Source organism: Pseudomonas sp. A125 (genome assembly GCF_055409485.1).
In genome coordinates, this window is sequence record NZ_JBUZVP010000002.1 from 393,877 (window position 1) to 417,522 (window position 23,646).

Sequence of the window (23,646 nt, forward strand, 5' to 3'; positions counted from 1 at the left end):
CATGGCCATGGACATGCGCAAGAGCGGCCTCACCAGCACGGCGGATTCGGGTTCCTACTCCGACCTCAACCGGCTGAACCAGTTGAAGGTCGGCGACAAGAACAGCGACGGCAACATGCGCAAGGTCGCGCAGGAATTCGAGTCGCTGTTTCTCGGCGAGATGCTCAAGTCCATGCGTTCGGCCACCGAAGCCCTGGGCAAGGACAACCCGCTGAACACGCCGGCCGCCAAGCAGTATCAGGAAATGTACGACCAGCAGTTGGCGGTTTCGCTGTCTCGCGAAGGCGGCGGTATCGGCCTGGCGGACGTGCTGATGCGCCAGATGCAGAAGAACAAGCCGGTGGACGCCCAGGCGGCCACCTTGCAAGGCCCGGCCACGCCTGCGAAGAGGGTGGATGTGCCCACCGCAATTGCCGCCGGTACCCAGGCCGATGGCCCTTTGGGCCGCAGCAATGGCCAGCGGCCTTTGTGGGCGTATCGCGTGGCGGTGCCTGAAGGCACTAACTCCCACGCCAACGACATGGCGCTGATGAACCAGCGGCGCATCTCGTTGCCGAGCAAGCTGACGGATCGCCTGCTGGCCGGCATTGTGCCGAACGCCGATGCCACCACCACCGCCAAGGCCGCGCCGCTGCGTAACAGCGCCGCCGATGACGGTGTAGTCAACAGCACCGCCCGCAGCCTTGCCGCCATACCGCCTCGCGGGCAGATGCAGGTTTACGGCCGCGCTGTGGCACAGCCACCGTTGGCGCCGGCGAAAAAAGCCTTCAGCTCGCAGGATGAATTTGTCGCCACCATGTTGCCAATGGCCAAGCAGGCCGCGGCGCGCATCGGCGTCGACCCACGCTACCTGGTGGCCCAGGCCGCCCTGGAAACCGGTTGGGGTAAATCGGTGATGCGTGCCGAAGATGGCACCAGCAGCCACAACCTGTTCGGCATCAAGGCCGGCCAGAGCTGGCAGGGCGAACAAGCCCGGGCGATCACCAGCGAGTTTCGCGATGGGGCGATGGTCAAGGAGACGGCGCAGTTCCGTTCCTATAATTCCTACCAGGACAGCTTCCACGACCTGGTCACGTTGCTGCAAAGCAATGATCGCTATAAAGAAGTTGTGAAATCAGCCGACAACCCGGAACAGTTTGTACGCGAGTTGCAAAAAGCCGGTTATGCAACCGACCCGGATTACGCCAGCAAGATTTCGCAGATCGCAAAAACGATGAACAGCTACCAGAACTACGCTGCCGCGGGCGCTTCCACTCATTTATAAGGTCTGAATCATGAGTTTGCTCAATATCGGGATGTCGGGGCTTAACGCCGCCCAGGGATCGTTGTCGGTCTTAAGTAACAACATCGCCAACGTCAACACCCCGGGATACTCGCGTCAGCAGAGCGCTCAGACCGCGAATGCGTCGAACGCCTACGGCGGCGTATTTATCGGCACCGGTACGACCCTGGCGGACGTGCGTCGGGTGTACAACCAGTTCCTCACCACGGCTTACCAGAACAGCACGGCACTCGACAGCGACGCCAACGCCTACCTGGACCAGGCCAGTGCCATCGACAAGACCATGTCGGATTCAAACACCGGCATGTCCTCGGTGCTCAGTGCTTTTTTTGCGGCGGCGCAAACCGCTTCCGCCACGCCAAGCGATGTGTCTGCACGCCAGTTGCTGTTGACCAGCGCCCAGACCTTGAGTAACCGCTTCAACTCTATCTCCGGCCAGTTGACCCAGCAGAAACAAACGATCAACAGCCAGTTGAGCACCATGAGCGATCAGGTTAACAAGCTGACGTCCTCGATCGCGTCGCTCAACAAACAGATCGCCCAGGCCCAGGGCACTTCAAGCAGCGCGCCGGCCAACCTGCTGGATTCGCGTGACGAGGCGGTGCGCTCGCTCAACGAGCTGATCGGCGTTACCGCCACGGAAAAAAACGGACAGTTCAGTATTACAACCGGTACGGGGCAGTCGCTGGTGGAAGGGGCTATTTCCAATAATATCTCTGCGGTACCGAGCAGCACCGACAATAGCCAGTACACCATCCAGCTGTCGATGGGCGACACGTCCATCGACATCGGCAATGTGGTCACCGGCGGCAGTATTGGCGGCTTGCTGCGCTATCGCAGTGACGTGCTGATGCCTGCCATCAATGATCTGGGGCGAATCGCGATTGCCACGGCAGACACGATCAACAACCAGTTGGGCCAGGGCCTGGACCTCAACGGCGAGTTCGGCTCGTCGCTGTTCAGCGATATCAATAGCGCGGCGGCGATTTCCCAACGCAGCCAGGGCGCGGCCGGCAACAGCGCGGGGTCTGGCAACCTTAATGTCTCGATCTCGGACAGCAGCCAGCTGACGACCTTCGATTACAAAGTGACGTTTACCAGCGGTAACCAGTACAACGTCGTGCGCTCCGACGGCAAGGCCATGGGTTCGTTCGACACGACTACCACGCCGCCGCCAGTGATAGATGGTTTTACCCTGGCGTTGAATGGCAAGGGCCCGGTAGCGGCGGGTGACAGCTTCAAGGTCAGCCCAACGGCCAACGGCGCCACAGGCATCGGCGTTGATCTGAAAGACGCCAACAAGCTGGCCTTCGCGGGCCCTTTGGCGGGGAATGCGAGCACGACCAACACGGGCACCGGTACGTTCACACCGCCGCAACTGACAGTCCCGCTGGATATTCATGGCGGCGCCAATACCGCCCAGCTGCGCACGGGGATCGAAAACTCCATGCCGGTGAAAATGCTGTTTGGCAAGCCGGCCGCCGATGGTACCCAGTCGTATACGGTAAGCGATGCGCAAGGTAACCCGATCGGCAGCGGCACCATCATCCCGGGCCAGGGCAACAAGATCAGCATCAACGTGCCGATGCGCGATGCCTCGGGTGCGTTGATCCCGGGCAAGAGCTTTAGTTTCGACACCACGGTCGGCGGCTCGCCAGCCTCTGGCGACAGCACCACCTTTTCGTTCAACGCGTCCGGCACCTCCGACAACCGCAACGCTCAACAACTGCTGAATTTGCAGACCAAGGCGACGGTAGGTCTCGGTGACGGGACCGCCGGTGTGAGCCTGGTCAGCGCCAACGCCCGTCTCGTGTCGCAGGTGGGCTCCAAAGCCAGTCAGGCCGCTACCGACACCACCGCGACAGGTGCGCTGTTGGCCGCGAACAAGGCGGCCAGCAACTCGGTTTCCCAGGTCAACCTGGATGAAGAGGCGGGTGACATGATCAAGTTCCAGCAGTACTACACCGCGTCGTCGCAGATCATCAAGGCTGCGCAAGAAACTTTCAGCACACTGATTAATGCCCTTTAAAGGAGTCTGGGACGATGCGTATTTCTACACAGCAGTATTTCGACACCAGCGCCAGCAAGTATCAGACGAACTATTCCGGTGTGGTGAAAGCCCAGGACCAGGCGAGCAGTGGTATCCGGGTACAAACCGCGTCGGATGACCCGGTGGCGGCTGCGCGCTTGCTGCAATTGCAGCAACAGAAAGACATGCTTGGCCAGTTCAGCGGCAACATCAACACCCTGCAGAACTCGCTGACCAACGAGGAGACGGTATTAAAGAGCATCAACACCGCCCTGCAGCGCGGTAATGAGCTGGCACTGCGTGCGGCTAACCAGTCCCTCAGCGATGACGACCGTAAATCGATCGCCAGCGAGGTGGGAGCGCTTGAGGACCAGGTGTTGGGCCTGCTCAACTCCAAGGATGCCAGCGGTAACTACATGTTTTCCGGGTCTAAAACCGACACGCCGCCTTACCTGCGCAATAACGACGGTACTTACACGTACCAAGGCGACGAGACGCCGCTGAGCCTGCAGATCTCGGATAACTTGTCGATGGCGGCTGGCGATACCGGCAAGGCGCTGATGGAAAGCTCGACCAACACTGGCCGCACCCAGGCCACGTTGTTGCCGCCGGCGGTCAATGACGGCAAGGTTGCGGTGTCGGCGGGCACGGTGACCTCCGGCGTCACCTACACCAAGAGCTTTACCGACGGCCAGCCCTACAAGCTGACCTTCAGCAGCAGCACGCAGTATTCCGTGACAGATAAGGACGGTAACGACATTACCTCCGAGATTCCCGGCAACGGCACTTTCGACGCGACGAAAGAAGGCTCGTCCAGCGTCAACCTGCGGGGCGTCAAGTTTGATATCAGCCTGACCCTCGGGGCAGACGTGGCACCAGGTGCCGCCTCCGATGCACTGGTGGCAGGCAAGGCGTTCACCCTGCAATCCAAGCCGGACACGTTCAGTGCTTCGCGTTCGCCCGGCAACCCGTCGACCGCACAAGTGACCGGCGGCCAGGTGACGGACCAGGCGGCTTACGCCAGCACGTTCCCGAATACCGGTGCGGTGATCAAATTCACCAGCGGCACCGCGTATGAGGTGTATGCGCAGCCCTACACCCCAAACAGCAGGACCATCGCGACAGGCACCATGGCTGCCGGTGCGACCTCGATCAACGCGGCCGGTGTCACTTTTGATATCAGTGGTGCGCCGGGGGCGGGCGATCAGTTTGCGGTCAGCGCCGTCAGCAACAAGAACGAAAACGCGCTGGACACCCTGAGCCAGTTGCGTAAAGCCCTGGAAACGCCGGCGGATGGCAACCTGGTCGCGCAGAACAACCTCAAGGACGTGGCGGCCAAGACCATCGGCAACCTGAACAATGCCAGCTCGCAGATTGACCAGGTGCGTGGCTCCATTGGTGCCCGCCAGAACGCCCTGGACCTTCAAACGGATGAAAACACCAGCCTGGGGACCGCCAACACCAACACCATGAGCTCTTTGGGCAACGTCGACATGGGGCAGGCCGCGATCAACCTGCAGCTTCAGCAAACCATGTTGCAGGCCTCGCAGCTGGCTTTCGTGAAAATCTCCCAGTTGAGCCTGTTCAGCAAGATGTAATTTGCGCAGCAACCAACCTGCGGCTCACCCTGGAAACGGGGTGGGCCGTTGTCGTTTTTGGCGCGTGTATGTCCCCGTGTTTCGCACAAAGCGCAGAAAATTGAGTGACCTGTGAGTCATAAAGCGCATCTTCACTGTATCGTGTGAAAAGGATAGGTCGTCGCCAGGTCTCTGCGAGGGCCTGCCGCCCAGGTGTAAAGGCGGTTTTCGGCGAGTTTTTTGCGGGGTTATCCCCATTATTGTCAGCGCCCGGCGACCTGTTTCGCGGGGTGTTCTCCAGCTATTTAGTATTGGGAAGCCACAATGATTGGCATAAAAAGCATCGCCAGTTACGTGCCGGCAGACGGGATCGATAACTACGCCCAGGGTGCCAAATTCGCCAAGGATGAAGAATTCATCATTGGCAAGATCGGGTCGGCGTTCCTGCCGCGCAAGGATGCCGCGCAGGAAACCTCCGACCTGTGCGTCGAGGCGGTCAACGCCTTGTTTGCCAACAACCCCGAGTTGAAGCGCGAATCCATCGACGCGCTGATCGTCGTTACCCAGAACGGCGACGAAGAGGGCTTGCCTCACACCGCCGCCATCGTCCAGGACAAACTGGGCCTGCCGACGCACGTGGCTGCCTTTGACATTTCCCTGGGCTGCTCGGGCTACGTCTACGGTATCTATGCGATGAAGGGCTTCATGGAAGCCACGGGCCTGAAAAACGGCCTGCTGGTGACCGCCGACCCGTACTCCAAGATCGTCGACCCGGAAGACCGCAACACCACCATGCTGTTCGGCGACGCCGCGACCGCCACCTGGATGGGTGAAGACGCGCCCTGGCAGTTGGGCAAGTCCAAGTTCGGCACTGACGGTTCCGGTGCGCCGCACTTGAAGGTCAGCGACGGCGTGTTCTTCATGAATGGCCGCCAGGTGTTCAACTTTGCCTTGCTCAAGGTGCCGGCGCATTTGCACGAGCTGCTTAACGAATCGGACCTCAAGGCTGACGAGATCGATGCGTTCTGCATCCACCAGGGCAGTGCGGCGATTGTCGACGCCGTGGCCCGGCGTTTTGAAGATGCGCCGGTGGATAAATTCATCAAGGACATGGTCGAGACCGGCAATACCGTGTCTTCGAGCATTCCGCTGCTGCTGGAAAAGCACATGCTGGACTCCACCTGGAAGCGCGTCGCCATCAGTGGTTTTGGTGTGGGGCTGTCCTGGGGCTCGGCGATTTTGCACCGCCCTTGATGGCTTAAAGGCGCTGCACAAAAAAACGCCCATGATCGAAAGATCATGGGCGTTTTTTATTTGACGCCAGAAAAGCCAGCAATTGCTGAGGTTTGGGCTAACGTAAATGCTTGAATTACAAGGAGTGGCACGGTGCTAGTAAAAAAAATCAAAAAAGTCCTCAAGCAACCTGCTTTCACGACGATAACTATTACGAAGGTTCTCTAGGCCACACCCGGCGGTTGCCAGGGCCGGAAGCCGCAGTACACCACCCACGAGGATTTCGTCATGGCTTTAACAGTAAACACTAACCTTGCTTCGTTGACCGTTCAGAACAACCTGAACAAGGCTTCCAGCGCCCTGCAAACCTCCATGCAGCGCCTGTCCTCCGGCCTGAAGATCAACAGCGCCAAAGACGATGCGGCCGGCCTGCAAATCGCCGGTCGTCTGACCAGCCAAATCAACGGCCTGGGCGTTGCCATCAAGAACGCCGGTGACGGTAACTCCATCGCGCAAACTGCTGAAGGCGCGATGCAGCAATCCACCAACATCCTGCAGACCATGCGTTCCCTGGCCCTGTCGTCCGCTAACGGCTCCCTCAGCGCTGACGACCGCAAGTCGAACCAGGCTCAGTACGCTGCTCTGACTTCTGAATTGACCCGTATCGCTTCTACCACCACTTTCGGTGGTCGTAACCTGCTGGACGGTTCTTTCGGTACTACCGCTTTCCAAGTGGGCGCCAACGCCAACCAGACCATCAACATGAGCCTGGGCAACGTATCGGCCAGCAACATTGGTTCGCAGCAGTTGTTGTCCAATGCTCCGACACCAGGCGCCGGTATTGCAGGCGGCAAAATCACCGTTACCGGTGGTGGCCAGGTATCTGATGAGCTGACCATTGACGCAAAAGCCTCGGCCAAGGATATCGCTGCTCAGTTGAACGGCGCAGTCGGTGGCCTGCAGGCTACCGCTAGCACCGAAGCCAAGTTCACGTTGCCTACTACCTTCCCGACGGCCACCCCAAGCGGTGCCTTCACCCTGACAGTCGGTAGCGGTGCCACTGCTCCTAAAGTTTCGTTCACCGGCATCACCAGCGCTTCTGACCTTGCCGGCCAACTGAATTCCAACGCCGCCAAACTGGGCATCAGCGTTAACTTCGATCAGTCGACCGGCTCTCTGTCGATCAAGTCCGACTCGGGTGAGAACTTCACCTTCTCCGCAGCTGACGGTGGTGGTGCGACCATCGGTGTTCAGACCAAAGGCGGCGATGGCAAGTTTGGCGCCAGTGCAACCCTGACTACTGGTGACCTGATTGCCACCGGCGCTGTATCCTTGAACTCCAGCTCCAGCTACTCCCTGTCTGGCACCGGCGTTCCCGGCGTGTTCGGTGACGGAACTGCAACCGCTGTCAACTCGGGCAAAGTCGTGGTCAGCAACACTGACGTGACCACCGCTGCCAACGCACAAAGCGCTGTTGACGTGCTCACTCAGGCCCTGTCGACCATCGACTCCCAGCGTGCTGACCTCGGTGCTGTACAAAACCGCTTCGACAACACCATCGCCAACCTGCAGAGCATCTCGGACAACTCCACCGCTGCTCGTGGCGTGATCCAGGACGTTGACTTCGCTTCTGAAACTGCTCAGTTGACCAAGCAACAAACCCTGCAACAGGCTTCCACCGCGATCCTGTCCCAGGCGAACCAACTGCCGTCCGCTGTACTGAAGCTGCTTCAGTAATAACGGCACTTGGTAACTGACGGAAGGGCGCGTTTACGTGCCCTTTTGTCTTTTCCGCGATGAGGAGATTGGTCATGGACATGAGCGTCAAGTTGAACCTGTCTTATCCAGCACCGGCGCAGCAGAATGCGACCGCTCCAGTAGCCGTCGATGCGCAGAAACCCAAGGTCGACGCGTTGGCCAAAGCGGACGATCCGCAGCAACCGTCGAGCCATACCGACCTGAAACAGGCGGTCAAGGACATTAGCGAATTCATCCAGGCTGCCCAGCGCAAACTGGATTTTTCCATTGATGACAGCACCCACCAGGTGGTGGTCAAGGTCATCGCAACCGAAAGTGGCGAAGTGATTCGCCAGATCCCTTCGGAAGTTGCACTGAAACTCGCGCAAAGCCTTCATGATGCCAGCAGCGTGCTATTTGACGCCAAGGTCTAAACTGGCATGAACTTTGTTGCAGAAACCGCGCGACGCGGTGTTTGTCAATAAAGCATCAGCCCCGGATTTAGGAGAAAGACGATGACAGTCGTAGCAGGTCTAACGGTCAACGGCCCGGGTACGGGTATCGACGTTCAAGGTCTGGTAAAAAGCCTGGTGGGGGCGCAAACCGCACCCAAGCAAGCGCAGATCAATACTCAGACGAAAACCACCACTACCCAACTGACCTCGATCGGCAAGATCCAGGCCGCGCTGGATGCGTTCCGTGGTGCCTTGACCAACATGACCCAGACTGTCAGCTTCAGCGGTCTGAGCGCCACGATGTCAGACAGCAAGCTGGCAGCGGTCACGATCGGCCCCGGCGCCGCTGCGGGTAGCTATAAGCTGAGCGTAACGCAGTTGGCGACGTCGTCGAAGGTGTCCTCCGCAGTCATTACGGGCGGCGACAGCAAGGTTATCAATGCCGGGACTTCAGCCACCTCGCTGACGATTTCTCAGTCTGGCAAGGACTATGGCGTGAGTGTTCCGCCAGGGGCGACCCTTGGCCAGGTGCGTGATTCGATCAACGCGCAATACGCCAGTGTCGGCTTGAGTGCCAACATTCTGACTGACTCCAACGGTTCGCGCCTGGTGGTATCGTCCAGTACTACCGGCGCTGGCACCGATATTACCCTCAAAGGTGACTCGGGCCTGGAGGCGGGTGCGACGGCTGTCGGTTCGCCGCCGCAGAACGCGAAATACACCCTGGATGACACGCCTCAAGAGTCGACATCCAATAACCTCACCAACGCCATCAGTGGTGTGAGTATCAACCTGCTGGCGGCTTCGACGGACATCACCGCGCCGTCGACGATTACGGTGGCTGTGAACAACGCGACCCTGAAGTCGGCGGTCAAGGGGTTCACGGATACCTACAGTGCCCTGATCAAGGCCGTGAATACTGAAACCCAGGTCACCACCAATGCCGATGGCACTGTCACGCCGGCCGGGTTGACCGGGGACAGCACCGTACGCGGCATGATGAAGTCGATACAGAGCGTGATGAACTCGGTCACAGGTACCGGAGCCTTCAAGTCGCTGGCACAATTTGGCGTGACGACTGATCAGACGGCGGGCACGTTGAGTGTCAAGGACGTGACCTTTGACAAGGCGGTACTGACCAACGGCTCTGACCTCAACAGCATCTTCAGCGGCGACAACGGGCTGCTGTCACGCTTGACGAGTGTCACCGATGGCTACGCACAAACCGCGACTGGGGTGTTTGCCTCCAGGTCCACGACGTTGCAGGACAATCTGAAGGACTTGTCCAATCAGCAGGATGCGCTGAACACGCGCTCTGATGCCCTGACAGCCTCCCTGACGGTTAAGTACAACGCAATGGATGCCCTGGTAGCGCAGCTCAAGTCCCAGAGCGACAGCGTAATGACCACCCTCAACTCGCTGAACAATCCGAAGACCACCTGATAGGTGGGCCGGTAGAGCCCGCCCAAGGCGCTGTGTCACAGCGCCAGGCGGGCTAAAGTTTTTTGTAACGCCGTCGACATAATAATCAGCGTCCACCCTTTTTTAGTTGTCGCCTGTCACGAGGTAGAAACATGAATCCCATGAGAGCCCTTCGCCAATACCAGAAGGTCAACACCCACGCCCAGATCTCCGAAGCCAGCCCGCACCGCCTGGTGCAGTTGCTGATGGAAGGCGCGCTGGATCGTATGGCGCAAGCCAAGGGTGCAATGGCTCGCGGTGATATCGCGCAGAAGGGGCTGATGCTGGGCAAGGCGGTGGACATCCTCGTCGGGTTGCGTGACGGCCTTAACCCCGAGAAGACCCCTGACCCGATTGCACTGCAGCAGTTGGATAACCTGTATGCGTTCATGAGCATGCGCCTGCTGGAAGCCAACCGTCAGAACGACGCTGCGATGATCGATGAAGTCGCAGGTCTGCTGATTACGCTCAAGGAAGGCTGGGATGGGATTGCCGCAGAGGCACAGTAGGCCGTCAGGCCTGAGGACGATGTGATGAGTCAAGCATTGCAAAAAATTGACGAGACCCGCGAAGCGTTGTCTGACGCATTGGCTGAACGTAATTGGGGGGCCATCGGCGAACTGGACTTGGGTTGCCGCGCGTTGATCGACGCTGCGCTCAACGAGGAATCGGCGGACGAGGCAGCCATTCGGGCAAAACTGGAAGACTTGCTTTCGGTCTATCAGCAGTTGCTTGAGGCGACAACAGGCGAGCGCCAAGCTATTTTCGAAGAGATGGCGCAGTTCAACCGAGCTAAACACGCGTCAAAGGTTTACCATATGTTCGGCTGAAAGCTCAGTTAATCCGAACAAGGTGCGTCATAAATTTGACTGTGCACATATTTTTGACTTAACTAGTGATATTTTCAGACGTCAGAAAGCTGTAGGGCAGAGAAAGCCTACAGCTATCTAGATTGCCCCCGACTCGAGGGCATTAGAGTTTTACTAGGGAAGTTGCTATTGCATGTGGCGTGAAACCAAAATTCTGCTGATCGATGACGATTGCGTTCGGCGCCGCGACCTGGCGGTGATCCTGAATTTTCTTGGCGAAGAAAATCTACCCTGCGGCAGCCACGATTGGCAGCAGGCGGTCAGCTCTTTGTCGTCGAGCCGTGAAGTCATTTGCGTACTGATCGGGACGGTAAACGCTCCTGGCGCAGTTCCGGGCTTGTTAAAGACCCTGTCAACCTGGGATGAGTTCCTTCCGGTGTTGCTAATGGGCGATATTTCTTCTGTCGACCTGCCGGAAGACCAGCGCCGCCGCGTGCTTTCCACCCTCGAAATGCCCCCCAGCTACAGCAAATTGCTCGACTCCCTGCACCGTGCCCAGGTCTATCGCGAGATGTACGATCAGGCCCGCGAGCGCGGCCGTCACCGCGAACCCAACCTGTTCCGCAGCCTCGTCGGCACCAGCCGTGCGATCCAGCACGTGCGCCAGATGATGCAGCAAGTGGCCGACACCGACGCCAGCGTGCTGATCCTCGGCGAGTCCGGCACCGGCAAGGAAGTGGTCGCGCGCAACCTGCACTACCATTCCAAGCGCCGCGACGGGCCTTTTGTGCCGGTCAACTGTGGGGCGATCCCGGCAGAGCTGCTGGAAAGCGAACTGTTTGGCCACGAGAAAGGTGCCTTTACCGGGGCGATCACCAGCCGTGCCGGGCGTTTTGAGCTGGCCAACGGCGGCACCCTGTTCCTCGACGAAATCGGCGACATGCCGCTGCCGATGCAGGTCAAGCTGCTGCGGGTCCTGCAGGAGCGCACCTTCGAACGCGTGGGCAGCAACAAGACCCAGAGCGTCGACGTGCGGATCATTGCCGCCACCCACAAAAACCTCGAAAGCATGATCGAGGTCGGCAGCTTCCGCGAAGACCTGTACTACCGCCTCAACGTATTCCCGATCGAGATGGCGCCCCTGCGTGAGCGCGTCGAAGACATCCCGTTGCTGATGAACGAATTGATCTCGCGCATGGAACACGAAAAGCGCGGCTCGATTCGTTTCAATTCGGCGGCGATCATGTCCCTGTGCCGCCACGGCTGGCCGGGCAACGTGCGTGAGCTGGCCAACCTGGTGGAGCGCATGGCGATCATGCACCCGTACGGGGTGATCGGCGTGGTCGAGTTGCCGAAGAAATTCCGCTACGTCGACGACGAAGACGAGCAACTGGTGGACAGCCTGCGCAGCGACCTGGAAGAGCGCGTGGCCATCAACGGGCACACCCCGGATTTCAGCAATACCGCGATGTTGCCGCCCGAAGGCCTGGATTTGAAAGACTACCTTGGCAGCCTCGAACAAGGCCTGATCCAGCAAGCCCTTGACGACGCCAACGGCATCGTCGCCCGTGCCGCCGAGCGCCTGCGCATCCGCCGTACCACCCTGGTGGAGAAGATGCGCAAGTACGGCATGAGCCGCAAAGAAGGTGATGAACAGGCAGATGATTGACGCCTGTTTTTCAACTGACTGAAAACTAAGCCTATTTTTTTAGGCACGGGTATTGCTACAGCACTCGCAACGTTCCGTTTAACTGACGGTCAGCCAAGCGAGAGAGCATGATGCCCCACGCCGCCCAACTATCTTCGGTCCCTGATATTCAGGGGCCTGCCCCCTCCGTAGAGCAGATCAGCCGCCTTGGGCTTGAACAGGCGTTCTCCCTGTTCAACCAGATGTCGAGCCAGTTGACGGACTCCTACAGCCTGTTGGAGGCCCGGGTTTGCGAGCTCAAAGGCGAGTTGGCGGTGGTAAGTGCCCAGCGCATGGAAGAGCTGGCCGAGAAAGAGCGCCTGGCCAACCGTCTGCAAAACCTCCTCGACCTGCTGCCCGGTGGCGTGATCGTCATCGACGACCAGGGCCGCGTGCGCGAAGCCAACCCGGCAGCGTGCGACATGCTCGGCCTGCCACTCGAAGGCGAACTGTGGCGCGAAGTCATTACCCGCTGCTTTGCGCCGCGAGAAGACGATGGCCACGAAATCTCCCTCAAGGACGGGCGTCGCCTGTCCATCGCCACCCGTTCCCTGGATGCCGAGCCGGGCCAGTTGGTGTTGCTCAACGACCTGACTGAAACCCGTCATCTGCAAGATCAGTTGGCACGGCATGAGCGCTTGTCATCGCTCGGGCGGATGGTCGCTTCCCTGGCGCATCAGATTCGCACGCCGCTTTCCGCCGCATTGATATACGCCAGTCATTTGACTGACGAAACATTGCCCACGGCCACTCACCAGCGGTTTGCCGGGCGCCTCAAGGAGCGCCTGCACGAGCTGGAGCATCAGGTGCGCGACATGCTGGTGTTTGCCCGCGGCGAATTGCCGCTGACCGATCGCGTTACCCCGGCCGCATTGATGCAGTCCTTGCAAGCCGCCGCCGCGACGCATGTCCAGGAAGCGTCAGTCCGTTGGCAGTGCGACAGCCACCTCGGCGAGTTGCTGTGCAATCGCGACACCCTGGTGGGCGCGCTGCTCAACCTGATCGAAAACGCGACCCAGGCCAGCGGCCCCGGCGCACGACTCAAAGTGCACCTGTACAACCGTGGCAACACCCTGCGCCTGAGTATCAGCGACAGCGGCAGCGGGATTGACCCGGTGGTGCTGCAACGCCTCGGCGAGCCTTTTTTTACCACCAAGACCAACGGTACCGGCCTGGGCCTGACCGTGGTCAAGGCAGTCGCCCGCGCGCATCAGGGAGAATTGCAGCTGCATTCCCGGTTGGGTCGCGGTACGTGCGCGTTGATCACGCTGCCGCTGTTTTCATGCGCCCTCAACGCGGAGTAAAAAGTCATGGCTATCAAGGTTCTATTGGTTGAAGACGATCGCGCCCTGCGTGAGGCATTGGCTGACACGCTGTTGCTGGCGGGCCATGACTACCGGGCGGTCGGTTCTGCCGAAGAGGCCTTGGACGCGGTGGAGCATGAGTCCTTCAGCCTGGTGGTCAGCGACGTGAACATGCCGGGCATGGACGGCCACCAATTGCTCGGCCTGTTACGTGCGCGCCAGCCGCAATTGCCGGTGCTGCTGATGACCGCCCACGGTGCCGTGGAACGCGCCGTCGATGCCATGCGCCAGGGCGCTGCGGATTACCTGGTCAAACCTTTCGAACCCAAAGCCTTGATCGAGCTGGTTGCCCGGCATGCCCTTGGCACGGCGGGCGCTGCCGATGGCGAAGGCCCGATTGCGTTCGAGCCGGCCAGTGCGCAATTGCTGGAACTGGCAGCCCGTGTCGCCCGCAGTGATTCCACGGTGTTGATTTCCGGCGAGTCGGGCACCGGCAAGGAAGTGTTGGCGCGTTATATCCACCAGCAATCCCGCCGCGCCAGCCAGCCGTTCATTGCGATCAACTGCGCTGCGATCCCCGACAACATGCTCGAAGCCACCTTGTTCGGCCATGAAAAAGGCTCGTTCACCGGCGCCATCGCGGCGCAAGCCGGCAAGTTTGAACAAGCTGACGGCGGCACCATCCTGCTCGACGAAATCTCCGAAATGCCCCTGGGCCTGCAAGCCAAATTGCTGCGGGTATTGCAGGAGCGCGAAGTAGAGCGGGTGGGCGCACGCAAGCCGATCCAGTTGGACATTCGCGTGGTCGCCACCACCAACCGCGACCTGGCGGGCGAAGTGGCGGCGGGGCGCTTCCGTGAAGATCTGTTCTACCGGCTCTCGGTGTTCCCGTTGGCCTGGCGCCCGTTGCGCGAGCGCCCGGCCGATATCATCCCGCTGGCCGAGCGCCTGCTGGGCAAGCACGTCAATAAAATGAAGCATGCCCAGGCGCGCCTGTCGGCCGATGCCCAGGCCTGCCTGATCAGCTACCCATGGCCCGGCAACGTGCGGGAACTGGACAACGCGATCCAGCGTGCGCTGATCTTGCAGCAGGGCGGCCTGATCCAGCCTCAGGATTTCTGCCTGGCCATGGGCACGGGCGCAGCGCCGTTGCCGAGCCTGGCTGCGGCTTCGCAGGTTGACGCCGCGCCTGCCGAGTCGGCCGGTGCCTTGGGCGACGACCTGCGCCGCCGCGAATTCCAGATGATCATCGACACCCTGCGCTCCGAGCGCGGGCGCCGCAAAGAAGCCGCCGAGCGCCTGGGCATCAGCCCGCGCACCTTGCGCTACAAGCTGGCACAGATGCGCGATGCCGGCATGGACGTGGAAGCCTACCTCTACGCCACCTGAAAATTCTCGAAGCCGACAGGGTTAGTCGCCTTTTCTTACGAATTGCCACGGAGCTGGCACCCTTGTTGCTACCACCCCAGTAACCGCTGCGTAGTGTCAAAAAATTGCGGGTCGTCGGAGAGAGAAGTTCATGAGCCAAGGTGTTGAGTTCAATCGGTTGATGTTGGATATGCGGTCCATGCAAATGGATGCCATGGCTCAACCGAAATCCGCCGCGCAAGCCGTACCGGAATTGGGCCAGAGCAACTTTGCCGACATGCTCGGCCAGGCCATCAACAAAGTCAGCGATACCCAGCAGGCATCCAATCAGTTGGCGACCGCCTTCGAGATCGGCAAAAGCGGCGTGGACCTCACCGACGTGATGGTCGCCTCGCAAAAAGCCAGCGTTTCATTCCAGGCCTTGACCCAGGTGCGTAACAAGCTGGTTCAAGCCTATCAAGACATCATGCAGATGCCGGTTTAAGGACGATTTGAGTCATGGCAGAAGCAGTCGTGGATAACGCACCCGCCAAGGCAGACGGCAAGCCGCCGCTGTTCGGGCTGTCGTTCCTGGAAAACCTCTCCGAGATGACCATGTTGCGTCAGGTGGGCCTGATGGTCGGCCTGGCTGCCAGCGTGGCGATTGGTTTTGCCGTGGTGCTGTGGTCCCAGCAACCGGATTACCGCCCGCTGTACGGCAGCCTGGCGGGTATGGATTCCAAGCAGATCATGGAAACCCTGGCGGCGGCAGACATTGCCTACACCGTCGAACCGAATTCCGGCGCCCTGTTGGTCAAGGCCGATGATGTGGCCCGTGCGCGGATGAAACTGGCGGCGGCCGGCGTGACCCCGTCCGACGCGAATATCGGCTTTGAAATCCTCGACAAGGACCAGGGCCTGGGCACCAGCCAGTTCATGGAAGCCACCCGCTACCGTCGCGGCCTGGAAGGCGAACTGGCGCGTACCATCTCTGCGTTGAACAACGTCAAGGGCGCCCGTGTGCACCTGGCAATTCCGAAAAGCTCGGTGTTTGTGCGCGATGAACGCAAGCCCAGCGCCTCGGTACTGGTTGAACTGTTTTCCGGCCGCTCGCTTGAGCCTGGCCAGGTGTTGGCGATCATCAACCTGGTGGCCACCAGCGTTCCCGAATTGAGCAAGTCGCAAATCACCGTGGTCGACCAGAAGGGCAACCTGCTGTCGGACCTCGCGGAAAACTCTTCGCTGACCATGGCCGGCAAGCAGTTCGACTACAGCCGCCGTATGGAAAGCATGCTGACCCAGCGCGTGCATAACATCCTGCAACCGGTGTTGGGCAACGACCGCTACAAGGCTGAAGTGTCGGCCGACGTGGACTTCAGCGCCGTCGAATCGACCTCCGAGCAGTTCAATCCGGACCAACCGGCGCTGCGCAGCGAGCAATCGACCACCGAGCAACGCACCGCCAGCAATGGCCCGCAAGGCGTGCCGGGTGCCCTGAGCAACCAGCCGCCGGCCCCGGCCACCGCTCCGCAAACCACCGGTGGCGCTGCCGCTACCGCAGGCGCGGTGCAACCTGGCCAGCCGCTGCTGGACGCCAACGGTCAGCAGATCATGGACCCGGCCACCGGCCAGCCAATGCTCGCGCCGTACCCGGCAGACAAGCGCAACCAGTCCACCAAGAACTTCGAGCTTGACCGCTCCATCAGCCACACCAAGCAGCAACAGGGCCGGATCAACCGCCTGTCGGTGTCGGTGGTTGTCGATGACCAGGTCAAGGTCAATGCTGCTGACGGCGCCGTCACCCGTGCGCCGTGGAGCGCCGATGAATTGGCGCGCTTCACTCGCCTGGTGCAGGACGCGGTAGGCTTCGATGCCAGCCGTGGCGACAGCGTCAGCGTGATCAACATGCCGTTCTCCGCCGAGCGTGGCGAAGTCATCGCCGAGGCTGCCTTCTATACTCAGCCGTGGTTCTGGGACATCGTCAAGCAAGTGCTGGGTGTGTTGTTCATCCTGGTGCTGGTGTTCGGCGTGCTGCGCCCTGTGCTCAACAACATCACCGGCCACGGCAAAAAGCAGCTGGCCCTGGCCGGTGGCGACGTCGAGTTGGGTGGCATGGGCGGCCTCGATGGCGAACTGGCCAACGACCGCGTAAGCCTTGGTGGCCCGCAAAGCATTCTGTTGCCGAGCCCGAGCGAGGGTTATGACGCTCAGTTGAACGCAATCAAGAGCCTGGTGGCCGAAGACCCGGGGCGTGTGGCCCAGGTCGTGAAAGAGTGGATTAACGCAGATGAGTGATGCTCGAGTCGCTGTAGCCAAACTCTCCCGGGTCGACAAAGCCGCCGTGCTGTTGCTGTCCCTGGGAGAAACCGACGCCGCCCAAGTGCTGCGCCACATGGGCCCCAAAGAGGTTCAGCGAGTGGGCGTGGCCATGGCGCAAATGCGCAATGTGCACCGCGAGCAAGTCGAGCAGGTGATGAGCGAGTTCGTCGAGATCGTCGGCGACCAGACCAGCCTGGGTGTCGGCTCCGACAGCTACATTCGCAAGATGCTCACCTCGGCCCTTGGCGAAGACAAGGCCAACGGCCTGATCGACCGCATCCTGCTGGGCGGCAATACCAGCGGCCTCGACAGCCTCAAGTGGATGGAGCCGCGCGCCGTGGCCGACGTGATCCGCTACGAACACCCGCAGATCCAGGCGATCGTGGTGGCGTACCTGGACCCTGACCAGGCCGGTGAAGTGCTCGGCCATTTCGACCACAAGGTGCGCCTGGACATCATCCTGCGCGTCTCCTCGCTGAACACCGTGCAGCCGGCAGCCTTGAAAGAATTGAACACGATTCTCGAGAAGCAGTTCTCGGGCAACTCCAACGCGTCGCGTACCACTCTGGGCGGCATCAAACGTGCGGCCGACATCATGAACTTCCTCGACAGCTCGGTGGAAGGCCAGTTGATGGACTCGATCCGCGAGATCGACGACAGCCTGTCGGTACAGATCGAAGACCTGATGTTTGTGTTCAACAACCTCTCCGACGTCGACGACCGTGGTATCCAGGCGTTGCTGCGTGAAGTCTCCTCCGATGTGCTGGTGCTGGCCCTCAAGGGTTCGGACGAAGGCGTCAAGGAAAAGATCTTCAAGAACATGTCCAAGCGGGCTTCCGAACTGTTGCGCGACGACCTGGAGGCCAAGGGCCCGGTGCGCGTCAGCGACGTGGAAACTGCGCAGAAAGAGATCCTCACCATTGCCCGCCGTATGGCCGAAGCCGGAGAAATCGTTCTCGGTGGGAAGGGCGGCGAAGAAATGATTTAAGGCGCCGCGCATGTCGAACAAAGATGAGACGCCCAGCGATCTGATTCGCGCACGGGACGTCGGAGGGTTCGACGTCTGGTCGCTGCCCAGTTTCGACCCGCATCGTCCGGAGCCTGAGCCCGCGCCGGTAGAAGAAACCCCGGCCGAAATGGAAGAAGTGCCGCTGGAAGAAGTCCAGCCACTGACCCTCGAAGAGCTCGAAAGCATCCGCCAGGAAGCCTACAACGAGGGCTTTTCCACCGGCGAAAAAGACGGTTTTCGCAGCACCACGCTCAAGGTTCGCCAGGAAGCCGAGGCGGCCCTGAGCGTCAAGCTCGCCAGCCTGGAAACCCTGATGGGCAGTCTGTTCGAGCCTATCGCCGAGCAGGATTCGCAGATCGAAAAAGCCATGGTCGGGCTGGTGGAGCACATCACCCGCCAGGTGATTCAGCGCGAGCTGGCCCTGGACTCCACGCAAATCGAAAGCGTGATGCGCGAAGCCCTCAAGCTGCTGCCTTTGGGCGTCGGCAACGTGCGGCTGTACATCAACCCGCAGGATTTCGAACAGGTCAAAGCCCTGCGCGAGCGCCATGAAGAAACCTGGCGCATTGTCGAAGACGTCGCGCTGCTGCCCGGTGGCTGCCGGGTGGAGACCGAACACAGCCGTATCGACGCCACGGTGGAGACGCGCATCACCCAAATCATGGCCAAGCTGTTTGACCAGTTGCACGAGCAGGCGCTACACCCGGCAGAGCCGGACCTGAGCGTCGAGCTGGATACCCCCGATGCGCCTTGATCGCACCAGCTTTGCCAAGCGCCTGGGTGGCTATGCCGAAGTCACCGAGTTGCCGGGCCAGCCGATCCTGGAGGGCCGCCTGCTGCGCATGGTCGGCCTGACCCTGGAAGCCGAAGGCCTGCGCGCCGCCATGGGCAGCCGCTGCATGGTGATCAACGACGACAGCTACCACCCGGTGCAGGTCGAAGCAGAAGTGATGGGCTTCTCCGGCAGTAAAGTCTTCCTGATGCCCGTCGGCAGTGTCGCCGGCATTGCACCCGGCGCCCGCGTAGTGCCGTTGGCCGACACCGGCCGCCTGCCCATGGGCATGAGCATGCTCGGTCGCGTACTCGATGGCGCCGGGCGCGCCCTCGACGGCAAGGGCGGGATGAAGGCCGAAGACTGGGTGCCGATGGACGGCCCGACCATCAACCCGCTCAAGCGCAACCCCATCAGCGTGCCGCTGGACGTGGGCATCCGCAGCATCAACGGTTTATTGACGGTGGGCCGCGGTCAGCGTCTGGGCCTGTTTGCCGGTACCGGCGTGGGTAAATCGGTGCTGCTGGGCATGATGACCCGCTTCACCGAGGCCGACATCATCGTGGTCGGGCTGATCGGCGAGCGGGGCCGCGAGGTGAAGGAATTCATCGAGCACAGCCTCGGCGAAGAAGGCCTCAAGCGTTCAGTCGTAGTCGCCTCACCGGCGGATGACGCGCCGCTGATGCGCCTGCGTGCCGCGATGTACTGCACGCGCATCGCCGAATATTTTCGCGACAAGGGTAAAAACGTTCTGTTGCTGATGGACTCCCTGACCCGTTTCGCCCAGGCCCAGCGGGAAATCGCCCTGGCCATCGGCGAGCCCCCGGCCACCAAGGGCTACCCGCCGTCGGTGTTCGCCAAGCTGCCCAAGCTGGTGGAACGCGCCGGTAACGCCGAGGCTGGCGGTGGTTCAATCACCGCGTTCTACACCGTGCTTTCCGAAGGCGATGACCAGCAGGACCCGATTGCCGACTCGGCGCGGGGCGTGCTCGACGGGCACATCGTGCTGTCGCGGCGCTTGGCCGAGGAAGGGCACTACCCGGCCATCGATATCGAAGCCTCCATCAGCCGGGTGATGCCGTCGGTGGTCACGCCTGAGCACATGATGCGTGCGCAGCAGTTCAAGCAACTGTGGTCGCGCTATCAACAGAGCCGCGACCTGATCAGCGTCGGCGCCTATGTGGCCGGCGGTGATCGTGAGACCGACCTGGCGATTGCCCTGCAACCGCAACTGGTGACTTACCTGCGCCAGGGCCTCAACGACAAGATCAGCATGGGTGAAAGCGAGGCACACCTGGGCACGATCTTCGCGCCGGCGCCAGGCGGATAAACCATGGCCAACACCCGCGCCGCACGCCTTGCCCCGGTGGTGGACATGGCCGAAAAAGCCGAAAAAACCGCCGTCCAGCGCCTGGGTTACTTCCAGGGCCAGGTTCGCCTGGCAGAAAGCAAACTGGGCGACCTGGAGCGCTTTCGCGGCGAGTACCAGCAGCAGTGGATCGAGCGTGGCAGCAAGGGCGTCTCCGGCCAATGGCTGATGGGCTACCAGGGCTTTCTCAACCAGTTGGAAACCGCCGTCGGCCAGCAGCGCCAGAGCCTGGCCTGGCACCAGGCCAACGTCGACAAGGCCCGCGACAGCTGGCAACAGGCCTATGCCCGGGTCGAAGGCTTGCGCAAACTGGTGCAGCGCTACATCGACGAAGCCCGCGCGCTGGAAGACAAGCGCGAGCAGAAGTTGCTCGATGAACTGTCCCAGCGTCTTCCCCGCCAAAGCCCCTATTAACAACGCCGCAGCCCCTGTGGGAGCGAGCTTGCTCGCGAAGGTCGTCAACGATAACGCGGGGCAATCAAGATTTACGCGCTGGTCTTGCGTTCTTCGCGAGCAAGCTCGCTCCTACATGGATTTGCCCACTGCCCCATCACCTGCTAAACCTTGTTGCACATTGCCAATGACAAGGAAGCAGTCGTATGCCAGTCGAATCAGAAGTGTCCCTGGACGGGACGAAGTTGACGATTACTGTCAGGGGGCGATTCGATTTCGGTAGCCACCAGGCCTTTCGTGATGCCTACGAGCGGTTTTACAAGGTGCCGGAAACCTACGTAGTGGACCTGAAAGAAACCACCTACATGGACAGCTCGGCCCTGGGCATGCTCCTGCTGCTGCGCGACCATGCCGGTGGCGACAATGCCGAGGTGCAGGTGGTCAACAGCAACTCTGACGTGCGCAAGATCCTCGCCATTTCCAACTTCGACAAATTGTTCGACCTCACTTGAGCGTCCTGGCCCCGGTGCTTGAAGCGCTGACGGTGTTGATTGCCGAAGACAGCGCTGCCGACCTGCTGTTGCTGTCGACCATCGTGCGCCGCCAGGGCCACCAGGTGATAACCGCCAGCAACGGCGAAGAGGCCGTGGAAGTGTTCACCCGCGAACGCCCACAGCTGGTGCTGATGGACGCACTGATGCCGGTGATGGACGGCTTCGAGGCGGCGCGGCAGATCAAGCAACTGGCGGGTGAGGCGCTGGTGCCGATCATCTTTCTCACCTCCCTGCGCGAAAGCGAAGCGCTGGCCCAATGCCTGGATGCCGGCGGTGACGACTTCCTGGCCAAGCCCTATAACCAGGTGATCCTCGCGGCGAAGATCAACGCCATGGACCGCCTGCGCCGTTTGCAAGCCACCGTGTTGCAGCAGCGCGACCTGATTGCCCGGCACCACGACTACCTGCTGCAGGAGCAACGGGTGGCCAAGGCGGTGTTCGACAAGGTCGCGCATTCTGGCTGTATCAATGCCGCGCCGAACATCCGCTACGTGCAATCGCCCTATGCGTTGTTCAACGGTGACCTGCTGCTGGCGGCCTACACGCCGTCGGGCGATATGCATGTGCTGCTGGGGGACTTTACCGGCCATGGTTTGCCGGCGGCGGTCGGCGCCATGCCGCTGGCGGAAGTGTTCTATGGCATGACTGCCAAGGGTTATGGCCTGGCACAAACCCTGCGAGAGATGAACGCCAAGCTCAAGCGCATCCTGCCGATAGACATGTTCTGTTGCGCCACCTTGCTGTGCCTCAGCGCGCAGCGGCGGGTGGTGGAAGTGTGGAACGGCGGCATGCCCGAGGGCTATGTGCATGACATCGCCACGGGCAAGCGCACGCCGTTGGTGTCGCGGCACCTGCCATTGGGGGTGCTGGCGGCCGAGGCGTTTGATGACCGCACTGAAGTCTGGCCGATGGCGCTGGGTGACCGGGTGTTTTTGCTGTCGGATGGCGTGCTGGATACGGCAGATGCCCATGAGCAGTTGTTTGGCGCCGAGCGTTTGCAGCAGGTGTTTGCGGCCAACCGCGAGCCTGACCGCTTATTTGAAGAGATCGAGCAGGCGCTGGCGGGGTTTCGCGGCGAGGTGCGCGATGACATCAGCATGGTGGAGATCAGCCTGCAGGCGGGTGAGCCGTTGCGGTCGCCGTCGGTGGTGTATTCCGACAGCGGCCAGTCGTCGCCGCTGGATTGGTCGGTGAGTTTTGAGTTTCGTGCCCAGACGCTTAAGTCCTACAACCCTTTGCCGTATTTGCTGCAACTGCTGTTGGAAATTCATGGGCTGCGCGAGCAGAGCGGTGCGTTGTATAGCGTGATGGCGGAGCTGTATTCCAATGCCCTGGAGCATGGCGTACTGCGGCTGGATTCGCGGCTCAAGCGGGATGCCGAGGGGTTTGCTGCCTATTACCTTGAGCGTAATGAGCGGTTGGCGCAGTTGAGCAGCGGGTTTGTGCGGGTGCACCTGAATGTGGTGCCGACTGGGGAGGGTGGTCGCCTGACCTTGCGGATCGAGGACAGTGGGCCGGGGTTTGATGTGGAGAAGGTGTTGGGCAGGCCGTTGGATGTTGACCGTCTGTCTGGTCGGGGGTTGAGCCTGGTGCGGCAGTTGAGCAGCGATGTAGGCTGGACTGACGGAGGGCGGTGTGTGTGCGTGGAGTTTTCATGGACGGCTCTGGCATAATCCGCCGATTCTTGATTCAAGGAGCGAACAAGTGGCAGAGATTCATCTGGACCCCGATGTGCTGACTGGCTTGCAGGAGGTCATGGAGGGCGAGTATCCGAAGTTGCTCGATACGTTTCTTGATGACTCGCAAAAGCGGGTCGAGGCGTTGCGCAGGGCGCGGGATGACGCCAAGGCGTTGGGGCGGATTGCGCATAGCTTCAAGGGGAGTAGCGGTAACCTTGGGGCTGTGCGGTTGGCTGAACTTTGTCAGTTGCTTGAGGATAAGTCGGCCAAGCCTGTGGTTACGGATTTGGGGCGATTGGTGGATGAGATTGACCATGAATTCGCGCTGGTGCGGCCGTTGTATGAGCATGAGCGGGGGCGGTTTGGGCTCTGACGCTTTTGGTGTACATATCCGTTATTTAGGTCATGGGGGCTTAGGGTTCCGCTCTTACAGCGGCTCACTTTGGAAAAGCCCCAAAGTAAGCAAATGGCTCTGCCCCGCCTGTCGGCGCCTCGCCTAGGCTCGGCGTTCCCTCACTCCGGCACCGCGAAGCGGGCCGCCGCGACGGCCCGTCCCTGGCCCGTCGCGGCTAAACCGGCGTCCTGCCGGTTTACCCGCTCCTCAATCCCTGCGTTCGGCCTCGGGCTGAA

Annotated in this window: 21 protein-coding genes; all 21 read left to right on the top strand. The window is 60.7% G+C overall.

Annotation, left to right across the window (positions count from 1 at the left end; genetic code table 11):
- Position 1: 1 nt before the first annotated feature.
- The 21 genes from flgJ to ACZRN6_RS05030 all read left to right on the top strand — a co-directional run bounded on the left by flgJ (position 2) and on the right by ACZRN6_RS05030 (position 23,389).
- Complete coding sequence (gene flgJ / locus ACZRN6_RS04930; RefSeq protein ID WP_464007333.1) at positions 2 to 1,264, top strand: flagellar assembly peptidoglycan hydrolase FlgJ; 1,263 nt, start codon at positions 2 to 4, stop codon at positions 1,262 to 1,264.
- 10 nt (positions 1,265 to 1,274) lie between these two features.
- Entirely contained in the window at positions 1,275 to 3,311 is a 2,037-nt protein-coding gene (gene flgK, locus ACZRN6_RS04935; RefSeq protein WP_464007334.1) for a flagellar hook-associated protein FlgK, read from the top strand.
- Between the two features lie 14 nt (positions 3,312 to 3,325).
- A complete protein-coding gene (locus ACZRN6_RS04940; protein WP_322146678.1) occupies positions 3,326 to 4,909 on the top strand; it encodes a flagellar hook-associated protein 3 in 1,584 nt (527 codons plus the stop codon).
- A 303-nt stretch (positions 4,910 to 5,212) separates the two neighbouring features.
- Positions 5,213 to 6,142, top strand: a complete 930-nt coding sequence (locus ACZRN6_RS04945; RefSeq protein WP_322146676.1) for a ketoacyl-ACP synthase III — start codon at positions 5,213 to 5,215, stop codon at positions 6,140 to 6,142.
- 267 nt (positions 6,143 to 6,409) lie between these two features.
- Complete coding sequence (locus tag ACZRN6_RS04950) at positions 6,410 to 7,858, top strand: flagellin N-terminal helical domain-containing protein (protein ID WP_464007335.1); 1,449 nt, start codon at positions 6,410 to 6,412, stop codon at positions 7,856 to 7,858.
- A gap of 74 nt (positions 7,859 to 7,932) precedes the next feature.
- Positions 7,933 to 8,292 (top strand): flagellar protein FlaG, encoded by a 360-nt coding sequence (locus ACZRN6_RS04955; protein ID WP_322146672.1) that lies wholly within the window; start codon positions 7,933 to 7,935, stop codon positions 8,290 to 8,292.
- Between the two features lie 81 nt (positions 8,293 to 8,373).
- Complete coding sequence (gene fliD, locus ACZRN6_RS04960; RefSeq protein WP_322146670.1) at positions 8,374 to 9,756, top strand: flagellar filament capping protein FliD; 1,383 nt, start codon at positions 8,374 to 8,376, stop codon at positions 9,754 to 9,756.
- A gap of 131 nt (positions 9,757 to 9,887) precedes the next feature.
- Positions 9,888 to 10,283, top strand: coding sequence for a flagellar export chaperone FliS (gene fliS / locus ACZRN6_RS04965; RefSeq protein WP_322146668.1), 396 nt, complete (start codon positions 9,888 to 9,890; stop codon positions 10,281 to 10,283).
- A gap of 24 nt (positions 10,284 to 10,307) precedes the next feature.
- A complete protein-coding gene (gene fliT, locus ACZRN6_RS04970; protein ID WP_322146666.1) occupies positions 10,308 to 10,604 on the top strand; it encodes a flagellar protein FliT in 297 nt (98 codons plus the stop codon).
- A gap of 172 nt (positions 10,605 to 10,776) precedes the next feature.
- Entirely contained in the window at positions 10,777 to 12,252 is a 1,476-nt protein-coding gene (locus ACZRN6_RS04975) for a sigma-54 dependent transcriptional regulator (protein WP_464007336.1), read from the top strand.
- A 110-nt stretch (positions 12,253 to 12,362) separates the two neighbouring features.
- Positions 12,363 to 13,574 (top strand): sensor histidine kinase, encoded by a 1,212-nt coding sequence (locus ACZRN6_RS04980; protein ID WP_464007340.1) that lies wholly within the window; start codon positions 12,363 to 12,365, stop codon positions 13,572 to 13,574.
- Between the two features lie 6 nt (positions 13,575 to 13,580).
- Positions 13,581 to 14,963, top strand: coding sequence for a sigma-54-dependent transcriptional regulator (locus ACZRN6_RS04985; RefSeq protein WP_322146662.1), 1,383 nt, complete (start codon positions 13,581 to 13,583; stop codon positions 14,961 to 14,963).
- 130 nt (positions 14,964 to 15,093) lie between these two features.
- The gene (gene fliE, locus ACZRN6_RS04990) at positions 15,094 to 15,426 is read left to right on the top strand and encodes a flagellar hook-basal body complex protein FliE (protein ID WP_322146660.1); all 333 of its coding nucleotides are present in this window, start codon (positions 15,094 to 15,096) and stop codon (positions 15,424 to 15,426) included.
- A 14-nt stretch (positions 15,427 to 15,440) separates the two neighbouring features.
- Positions 15,441 to 17,216, top strand: coding sequence for a flagellar basal-body MS-ring/collar protein FliF (fliF, locus tag ACZRN6_RS04995; RefSeq protein WP_464007337.1), 1,776 nt, complete (start codon positions 15,441 to 15,443; stop codon positions 17,214 to 17,216).
- Positions 17,209 to 18,228 carry a flagellar motor switch protein FliG gene (gene fliG, locus ACZRN6_RS05000; protein WP_177043031.1) on the top strand — a complete coding sequence of 340 codons (1,020 nt, stop codon included), beginning with the start codon at positions 17,209 to 17,211 and terminating at the stop codon, positions 18,226 to 18,228. Before fliF ends, fliG begins: the two co-directional genes overlap by 8 nt.
- Positions 18,229 to 18,238: 10 nt before the next feature.
- On the top strand, positions 18,239 to 19,003 hold the full coding sequence (gene fliH, locus ACZRN6_RS05005; protein WP_322146656.1) for a flagellar assembly protein FliH: 765 nt from the start codon (positions 18,239 to 18,241) through the stop codon (positions 19,001 to 19,003).
- Complete coding sequence (fliI, locus tag ACZRN6_RS05010; protein ID WP_087694334.1) at positions 18,993 to 20,351, top strand: flagellar protein export ATPase FliI; 1,359 nt, start codon at positions 18,993 to 18,995, stop codon at positions 20,349 to 20,351. Before fliH ends, fliI begins: the two co-directional genes overlap by 11 nt.
- A 3-nt stretch (positions 20,352 to 20,354) precedes the next feature.
- Positions 20,355 to 20,804 carry a flagellar export protein FliJ gene (gene fliJ / locus ACZRN6_RS05015; RefSeq protein ID WP_322146654.1) on the top strand — a complete coding sequence of 150 codons (450 nt, stop codon included), beginning with the start codon at positions 20,355 to 20,357 and terminating at the stop codon, positions 20,802 to 20,804.
- Positions 20,805 to 20,989: 185 nt separating this feature from the next.
- Complete coding sequence (locus ACZRN6_RS05020; RefSeq protein ID WP_322146652.1) at positions 20,990 to 21,295, top strand: STAS domain-containing protein; 306 nt, start codon at positions 20,990 to 20,992, stop codon at positions 21,293 to 21,295.
- The gene (locus ACZRN6_RS05025; protein WP_322146650.1) at positions 21,292 to 23,010 is read left to right on the top strand and encodes an ATP-binding SpoIIE family protein phosphatase; all 1,719 of its coding nucleotides are present in this window, start codon (positions 21,292 to 21,294) and stop codon (positions 23,008 to 23,010) included. The genes ACZRN6_RS05020 and ACZRN6_RS05025 overlap by 4 nt, the downstream gene beginning before the upstream one ends.
- Before the next feature lie 31 nt (positions 23,011 to 23,041).
- Positions 23,042 to 23,389: an Hpt domain-containing protein gene (locus ACZRN6_RS05030; RefSeq protein ID WP_322146648.1), complete on the top strand. Its 348-nt coding sequence runs from the start codon at positions 23,042 to 23,044 to the stop codon at positions 23,387 to 23,389.
- Positions 23,390 to 23,646: the final 257 nt, after the last annotated feature.